Raw genomic sequence first — 7,646 nt, 5'->3', positions numbered from 1 at the left:
CCCTCATCATACTCCCCGTGCCGACGCCCTTTTTTCATGTGTGTGAGTGCCCTGCAGGGGCATGCGTGTCTCCTTTAGCAATTCCTCCTTTAGCAATTCCTTCAAACGATCGATTCGTTCTGTCCAGAACCGCTCATAGAACGACACCCACTCCTCCTTTGTGAGGTAAGCCACGACAATGAAAGTTAACGCTTTTTGGACCCTAATTAGACATCACACACAAATTCGCCGGCTCTGGCTGAGCGAATCGATTGCGGCATTCGGAGACTACTTCCTTAATATTGCGTTGATGTGGTATGTATTTGTTCGGACTGGGTCCGGTCTAGCGCTGGGATTAGTTGCTGTCGTTTCCTTTGTTCCTGCGGTCACGCTCGGCCCATGGCTGGGAGCCATTGGAGATCGCTACAATAGAAAAACGTTAATGGTTATCTCTAATCTTTCAGGTAGCGTGTTGGTGGCAGTTCTCTCATTTATAGTGCTGATTGGGTACCGGGCGATTTGGCCGATCTACGGTGCGATGCTCTTGATGTCAGTAACGTCTGCCTTATACAACCCAGCACGCGCAGGCATCATTCCCGAGATTGTGCAGCCCGATCAGTTGGTGGAGGTACAAGTTTTACTTTCTACTTCCCGTCAAACTGCTCGAGTTATTGGGTCATCGCTTGGTGGTTTCGTGATCTCGGTGGCAGGGGCTGCCCCCACCATGGCATTGGATTTTATTGCGCTTATCCTTGCGGCCTTAATCCTAACAAGAATTGCCTATCAGTCGAGCGTCCAATCCGATGTAAAGCCTAATAAAAGCGCCGAGCGAACCATCAATGACGCATGGCGGTGGATTCGCACGCAGCCAACCTTACTTGTTATGAGTCTCATCGGCATGGTTAGCAATATTGCTCTCGGCCCCGTGAATATCTTGCCTGCGATGTTGATCCGCGGCAGTTTTCATGCGTCTGCAGCTGCATTAGGTAGATTTGATGCCGCGATCGGAGTAGGAATGATAGCTGGGGGATTAGTAATTGGAGTAGTGGTTATTTCGCGTGTAGGACTTCTACTTTCAGCCGCGCTTGCCGCTCAGGGGCTGGGCATACTGTTGGTGGCCGTGTCTCCAACAGTTAACGTGGCCGACATCGGAAATCTTGTTTTGGGGGTTGGTTTAATCGGTGCTAATGCACCGAGCCAGGCGATGATGCAAACCATTATTCCCCCTGACATGCTGGGCCGAGTCTTTGCGCTTTTCGGTGCCATTAATGCCCTTGCCATCCCAATTACCTATGGAGGGGTGGGCGCTGTTGGTGATTGGATTGGGCCGCAACGTGCGTACGGCCTTGCCGCAACACTAATGGTGCTATGTGCTGTAGCAGGACTTGCCACTCCCGGCATACGTCACTTCACGAAACCGTCCCAGCCTAATATGGAGGCATATGCCGGCGCAAAGGAAGGTAGGACCGCGGGCAATAACGAGTAATTAGGAGAGAGCGTAGTGCCATGGTTAGCTGTGTAGAATTCGGTGGTTCCATCGGGTAGTGTCGCTTGTTCATCAAATGAGCTTTCGGAGGCAAGAGCCTGACGAATCGAGTCGACGTCTAAAGCAAACGTCGGAAATATAATGGTAGCGGTTATGCGTTCGGGCATGAATCAGTCCCCTCCTTCGGGCAATTAACGTCATGGTGGGCGGCCTCGAATGGGGGCCAGAGCCCCAAGCTCGCGGGATTGACCTCGGAACCCGTACGGGCCGCCGTCGATGCCAATTGGTTGAAGACCCCCTCCGCGAGACGCAGGCGGCGCTGCATTTCCTCCAGCAACGCGACCGCATACTGGAAGGCATGGGCAACAGCGTGCCCCTGGACTTGCTGATCGGCCGGCAGCTGCGCGACGAGCGCTTCAGCTAGTGCAGCGGCGTTGTTCAGATCCCGCAGGGTCAAAGTGGCCGGGGAATCAGACATGGTGTGGCCTCGCTTTCGTGATAGTTGATACGCTTAGAGCCGAATGGCATGGGCTGAGAATGTGCGATGGCAGCCGTCACAGTAGATCTGCTCGTCTTCCGTGGTGACGTTCTTGGCATCGGCAAAGGCAAAGCCATCGGCCTGGATTGCCATGCCCATCGCCTGAAAGGTGCCACCGACCACCATGAGGTGGTCACCAACCCCGCAATAGGGACAGCTCGTGGAGAACGTGGTGTCATCACCCGGTTCGATGGCGACCCCAAGGCCCCGAATGTAGCGCTCGGGCGTGCCAAAAGCGTCTTCATCCATGTCGGACCACCACTCAGCGACCCAATCGCGCAGAGCCGCCGCTAAGGAGGGACCCTGCTCCGGAAGCAGCACCATGACGGCTTCGCCGGTTTGGTCGTGATTCAGCACAAAGACCTCGACCTGGTGTCCATGGGCGTCGCGCAGCGCGTCCATCAGGCGGTCAGCCACATCTTTTTCGTAGTCACACACGACAATCGCAGGTTTTTCCATCGAAACATCTCCGTTCGTTTGAACCTCCCCGGCATAAAGGCCGGAGATTCTGGGGGAACCACCGTGGCTGCGTCGACGGGTTGTGAAGCCCTGGGAGTACTCCTCCGGACTCGCCACCGTTTATCCCACCAGCAACATGGGCGGGGTTCAGCCGCAACTACGCCTTAACGTCCCCCGGAGAGGGACGGGACGGCGATACGTGATCCGTTGGGGCACCAAGATCTCCCCGGGGCGAATCTCCCCATGCATCCCCTTGTTGAGGATGTTCACCGCCCCGACTCCATCGCGGTGGGCCCGATAGCCACAAGCGCGACAGCGGTAGGTGCGGTCTGCCACCTTGTTGAGATGGCCACAGTGCGGACACGTTTGGGACGTGTACGCTTCACTAATCTTGATCAGTTGGATGTTGTGACGATGGAGTTTGTATGCGAGATACTGTTCCAAACGCCCGAACTCCAACGCCCCAACATCTTGATTGGTCCGCCGGGACCGGCGGTGCCGTTTGTTGTGGTTGAGGGTGCCGAGATCCCCCGCGTACAGGATGGTAATGCCGTAAGCGAGACAAAATGCCACGATCTGATTGGCGGTGTGATGCAACACGTTGCGCGTCACGCGCTCGACTTTTTGGCTTCCACGATGCCGTGCGCGATTGAGGCGCTTGCGTCGCCGTGAGCCCGGCTTCGTCCGGGTTCGCTTCTTCTGGAGCTTAGCCTGAGCTTTCGCGCGGCCCTGCTTGACGGACCGGACGCCACGACCGGATATCGCTAACGCCTCTGTGCCGTCGGAGACCATGCCCAGATGGATGACGCCGATGTCCAGTCCTCCGGCTTTGCCGGAGGCGGCGGGCACGGGCTCCCGAATCTCGCGTGTGATGGTCAGATAGATCTCCCCATACCCCAACTCGGCTTGCACAATCATACCGGTCGGCATGTCCTTCGGAACATGCACCCGAATCGGTTCGCGCCCGCGCCTGAGGGGCAACAGCAGATGCTGATGCTGAATTTTGAGGGCTTGTCCTTTGAAAATCGGGTTAAAGTATCGACGGAACCTCCATGGATACCGCGCCCGCTTATCGCCATTCCGTCGTTTTGTACGGACCCCGTCAATCGTGGCGCAGAACTTTTCGATGAGGGCTTGAACGGTCTGCGAGTGCAACGGGACCCGGCGTTTGAAATGCGTCTTAAGTTGGGATTCGGTCGGCCACGGCCAATGGCGCCGACGACAAAAACGGTGAATCTTGACCAATCGCGTCCACAGGTCGCCTGCGGCGTAGCGAGTGTCCGAGGCTTTCGCCCATTCCCGCGGAGGCAGGGAAACACGATAGGTGAACACGGTCGTTTCTTGCATGGAACCCCTCCTTTCTTGACGCACCGTTACGTCTATTATCGGCTTGGTCTATGGCACAGAGCAACGATTACAGAACCGGCAGACATTGTGTCTTCAACCTGCATGTGCATTTGGTCTTTGTGTCCAAGTATCGGCGGTTGGTCTTCACGAAAGAAATCCTAGAGGACTTGCGGACGATCTTTTCCGACGTGTGTCAGGACTTCGAAGCCACCTTCGAGGAATTCGACGGCGAGCGGGATCATGTGCATTTACTGATGACATACCCACCGAAAGTCGCGATTTCTCGACTGGTCAATAGTCTCAAGGGTGTCTCGTCCCGCCTGATCCGTAAGAAGCACTATCCGAGCATTGAGCGGGCGCTGTGGGGCGGTAGCCTCTGGTCGCCGAGTTATTTTGCCGGATCGGCTGGTGGGGCACCCCTGTCGATCATCAAGCAATACATCGAGCAACAGGAAACTCCCGATTGACCCTGCGGGGTCAGCGCCTTATATCTCCGCCCTGAACGGCGAAGTTTTACGGCGCATCTGATAAAAGTCGGCCCTACGGTTCTAAGGGCGTGCCGTCCTAGCGGTGATAGTGCTGGGGCTCGCCGTCGTGGTCGTTGTAGGTGCGCAGCGCAAACGCTCGCTCATCGACATGCCATTCCACGACGGCGGCCAGCTTGCCCTCAATGAAGACGGCAAAACCCGGATAGGCATCGAGATAGCTGTCGTCGGCTCCCACCGTGAGCGTGCTGCCTGGGGTCCGGATTTCCGTGAGGTCCACGTCCCGCCGAATACTCAACAACGGCCGCGAGTCGTTGCCGCCGGTCCGACACACGTCGGTCACTACGACGCTCACGGTTCGGCCGGTCGGGGCACCCATGTCATCCACTTCCTCATAGCGAATCCGATCGCCCACCGCGAATTGGATCCCGTGCTCTTCAATGATGGTGGCCGTCCGGACGCCTTGGTTGATCGGGTCAAACTGGTCTTTGGGGCAAGTGACTATCATATCTTCACGCCTTTCTTGGGAATGCTGCACCCCACCCGTCCTCCGACCGGCGGCAAGGGGCTCGAATCAGTAATGCCTGCCTTTCGCAAGTTAGTAGTTGTACCATTCGGAACGCGGATCAACAAAGGTGGCCACCGTACCTTCGAAATGACACTCGCGGCATCGGGCGACACTGTCGGGCGTCCAGTATGGGCGTTCATCGCCGGATTGGATGGAATGGAGGTCAAGACCATCACTGACGGAGACCTCGACCGTCACGCGGGCGTCAATATGCACGACCCCACCCTGGCAGCGCGGACATCGGATCATCAGAACGCCCTCCTTGTATTCGGGTAATAGGACACCAGACGGGTGGCCGTGCGGGACGCACGGCGGCAAGGTCAGCATCAAGGGCCGTTATGACGCGGCTCCAGGGGTACCGCCTTTGATACCCTCCGAGGAATCGATGAGGCCTTGGTGGCATTGGAACTACACATGGGACGGGAACCCTCACTGAGGCCCGTCGCTACGTAACGCGCGCGGAGCGCTCTGCACACGACGCTCATTATGGTAGGATTGCCGACTGCGGCCGGCGTGCGTGGAATTGCCATTGAGAATGATGTCCTCAAAGCCGACAAGCTGACGCCGACTTCGGGTGCCGTGGCGGTCGCCGAAGCCACGAACCCCATCACGTGCTTTTGGGATTGCTTAACATCCCTGGAAGTTCCGAGTTGGCTACTGAATCTCGCCGGCGCGGTGTGTGGCGCTATCTGTGTTGTATCCGATTTGGCAGCTTGCTTGCCCTGTGTGTTTGGGGTGCTGGCGGGTTACGCGGCAGAAGTGTCCTTCTGTGCGGGTGCGTGTGGCTTCTAAATTGGTGACCAAAAGAAGTGGGACCCCTTGCTTCGCAAGCAAGGGGTCTGTCTTGTTAGGGTTCTGATTGTCCTCGCCGTAACGAGAATACGGCGGCTCCAACGACAAGCCCCAAACTTACGACCCACAGCATACCACTGACTGCCAGGGATACCGGAAGAACCCGCGACATTGTCAGCAGCAAAGACGCCGCGAGCATTAACACCACCGTGGTTTTTGGAGCGGTCGACAGCGTGTGCCACCGCTGTCGAAGACCTTCCATGTGCCCTCTCCTCCTCTCACCAACACTCATCCGTCCGTAGCCTACCGTATTCATCATACGCTATTCGATCCATTCTGTGGGCATCTATGAGATAGCCGCAGGTAGGGACGATGGGGGCACACGTTTGGTTGAAGTCAGGCACCGGTGAAAGATTCGAGGCAGGAGGCGGCGGCGCGTAATGCGTCATCATCAGCGACGCCAAGAGGGCAAGACTCATGAGCAGATTCCCTTCTGCAATGGATTAGCCGATTTGCCATGTGTCGGTGCTGATGGCCGTCATACCCCGACTGCACGGATAGGGGTATGGCAACGATTCGTAAATATTCCGCCATAAGCCAGGTTGTGCCAATTATAATGAGTCGGTGGGCAGGTGGGCCAACAATGCATAGTCGATCGGTGGCGGCTGTCGCGTCAGATCCAACTCGTAGCGGCCGAACCGATTCACATGGGCGGTCCCATAGGGACTTAACGCCGCCAGAGCCTCGGCATCCAACGTCTGGCCGTTTTGCTGCAAGATGTGCAATCCCTGCGCCATGCGGAAGACATTAAAGAAGATCAAGCAGTTGGCGACGAGGTGATTATATTTGATGATCTTCCGTTGCTCGGCCCGGTCATTGCTGGCAATCGTCCCTTCCCCGCCAAACAACAACCATTTGGCAAACCCGTTGAAGGCCTCGCTCTTATTGGTGGCCGCTTGAATGGTGGCCCGGAGGTCCGCCTCATGGAGGTACCGCAAGAGAAAGTCGGTGCGGACGGCCCGGCCCAATTCCCGAAACGCCTGGTACAGCTTATTCTTGCGGCTGTAGCTACTGAGTTTTCGGAGCACGGTCGAGGCGGCGATCCGTCCCTCCTTGATGGACAGCGCTACCCGCAGCATGTCAGGCACATGCCGCGCGATGAGATCCCAATCCACGGGCGGCCCGAAGAGACGGTCGATGTGGACGTACTGGGCCCCCGCTGTGGGCCGCGCGAACACGAGGTCCTGCCAGTTGCGAATGCGTGGCATGAGTTGAATCCCGAGCAGGTAGGCCAGTCCAAAGACCGGGGCGTTTTGGCCTTGGGTGTCGGCGTGCACGATATCGGGTTGGATGTCCGACGCATTCTTGAGCAGCCCATCCAAAATGTACACCGCCTCCCAGACACCGCAGGGAATAAAGTGGCTAAAGAGGGCGATGTAGGTATCCGAGACATGGTAATAGCCAATGCTGCCATAGCCGCCGTAGCGAATGTGGTACTCGGACAACAGGTTTTGTTCGTAGAGATCCCACTTCGTGCCATCGGCCGCAGCATGGCGCCCGGACCCCCAGTAGCGCGGCAGGGCAAAGCGGTTGTACGCATTAATGACATGCTGAATCGCGGCGTCCAGTTGTTCCTCGGTGATATGGTGCGCATGAATCCAGGCCAAACGTGTCCAAGGCGCGGCGGACGCCGCGTCGCGTCAGCGTCTGGACGAGCTTGCGCAAGTCATCCAGATTGCGGGCTAATCGGTCCATGCTATACACCACGAGCGTGTTCCCCTCGCGGACAAAGGCGAGCAGCTGGTCCAATTGCGGTCGATGAACGTCCTTTCCGGACGCTTTATCGACAAACACCCGATCCACCATCACATCGTCTAATTGGCGATCGGGGTTCTGGTCCACAATGCTCACCGGGTATAGTGGTCCCCAGAATCTAGACAAATTTTAGGGGGCTCAAGTGTTACACTGGACACGTCATGTCGAAACAAAAAC

At 57.1% G+C, this 7,646-nt stretch carries 10 protein-coding genes and 1 pseudogene; 3 read left to right on the top strand and 8 right to left on the bottom strand.

What is annotated here, in order from left to right:
* Positions 1 to 178: 178 nt before the first annotated feature.
* A complete protein-coding gene (locus tag HIJ39_RS20490; protein WP_169102897.1) occupies positions 179 to 1,465 on the top strand; it encodes an MFS transporter in 1,287 nt (428 codons plus the stop codon).
* A 151-nt stretch (positions 1,466 to 1,616) separates the two neighbouring features.
* Here the strand turns inward: HIJ39_RS20490 and HIJ39_RS20485 are convergent, their stop codons facing one another.
* The 3 genes from HIJ39_RS20485 to HIJ39_RS20475 all read right to left on the bottom strand — a co-directional run bounded on the left by HIJ39_RS20485 (position 1,617) and on the right by HIJ39_RS20475 (position 3,809).
* Positions 1,617 to 1,943, bottom strand: a complete 327-nt coding sequence (locus tag HIJ39_RS20485) for a hypothetical protein (protein WP_169102896.1) — start codon at positions 1,941 to 1,943, stop codon at positions 1,617 to 1,619.
* Between the two features lie 33 nt (positions 1,944 to 1,976).
* Positions 1,977 to 2,462 carry a hypothetical protein gene (locus HIJ39_RS20480; protein WP_169102895.1) on the bottom strand — a complete coding sequence of 162 codons (486 nt, stop codon included), beginning with the start codon at positions 2,460 to 2,462 and terminating at the stop codon, positions 1,977 to 1,979.
* A 147-nt stretch (positions 2,463 to 2,609) separates the two neighbouring features.
* On the bottom strand, positions 2,610 to 3,809 hold the full coding sequence (locus tag HIJ39_RS20475; RefSeq protein ID WP_169102894.1) for an RNA-guided endonuclease InsQ/TnpB family protein: 1,200 nt from the start codon (positions 3,807 to 3,809) through the stop codon (positions 2,610 to 2,612).
* A 50-nt stretch (positions 3,810 to 3,859) separates the two neighbouring features.
* Here HIJ39_RS20475 and tnpA point away from each other — a divergent pair, with 50 nt between their 5' ends.
* Positions 3,860 to 4,276, top strand: coding sequence for an IS200/IS605 family transposase (tnpA, locus tag HIJ39_RS20470; protein WP_169102893.1), 417 nt, complete (start codon positions 3,860 to 3,862; stop codon positions 4,274 to 4,276).
* A 97-nt stretch (positions 4,277 to 4,373) separates the two neighbouring features.
* Here tnpA and HIJ39_RS20465 read toward each other — a convergent pair whose 3' ends face one another.
* Both HIJ39_RS20465 and HIJ39_RS20460 read right to left on the bottom strand, forming a co-directional pair.
* Positions 4,374 to 4,802, bottom strand: a complete 429-nt coding sequence (locus tag HIJ39_RS20465) for a hypothetical protein (protein ID WP_169102892.1) — start codon at positions 4,800 to 4,802, stop codon at positions 4,374 to 4,376.
* 90 nt (positions 4,803 to 4,892) lie between these two features.
* Positions 4,893 to 5,111: a hypothetical protein gene (locus tag HIJ39_RS20460; RefSeq protein ID WP_169102891.1), complete on the bottom strand. Its 219-nt coding sequence runs from the start codon at positions 5,109 to 5,111 to the stop codon at positions 4,893 to 4,895.
* 237 nt (positions 5,112 to 5,348) lie between these two features.
* On the opposite strand from HIJ39_RS20460, the gene HIJ39_RS20455 reads away from it, so the two are divergent.
* Complete coding sequence (locus HIJ39_RS20455) at positions 5,349 to 5,654, top strand: hypothetical protein (protein ID WP_169102890.1); 306 nt, start codon at positions 5,349 to 5,351, stop codon at positions 5,652 to 5,654.
* A 55-nt stretch (positions 5,655 to 5,709) separates the two neighbouring features.
* On the opposite strand, the gene HIJ39_RS20450 is transcribed toward HIJ39_RS20455, so the two are convergent.
* The 3 genes and pseudogenes from HIJ39_RS20450 to HIJ39_RS20440 form a co-directional block, all read right to left on the bottom strand.
* Positions 5,710 to 5,916: a hypothetical protein gene (locus tag HIJ39_RS20450; RefSeq protein ID WP_169102889.1), complete on the bottom strand. Its 207-nt coding sequence runs from the start codon at positions 5,914 to 5,916 to the stop codon at positions 5,710 to 5,712.
* A gap of 349 nt (positions 5,917 to 6,265) precedes the next feature.
* A pseudogene (locus HIJ39_RS20445) lies at positions 6,266 to 7,294 on the bottom strand (transposase); the annotation flags it as partial.
* Positions 7,254 to 7,556, bottom strand: a complete 303-nt coding sequence (locus tag HIJ39_RS20440; RefSeq protein ID WP_476718350.1) for a recombinase family protein — start codon at positions 7,554 to 7,556, stop codon at positions 7,254 to 7,256. The pseudogene HIJ39_RS20445 and the gene HIJ39_RS20440, both read right to left, overlap by 41 nt.
* Positions 7,557 to 7,646: the final 90 nt, after the last annotated feature.

It is taken from the genome of Sulfobacillus harzensis (assembly GCF_012933365.1).
Taxonomy (GTDB): domain Bacteria; phylum Bacillota; class Sulfobacillia; order Sulfobacillales; family Sulfobacillaceae; genus Sulfobacillus_B; species Sulfobacillus_B harzensis.
This window is presented reverse-complemented; position numbering and strand designations above follow the sequence as displayed.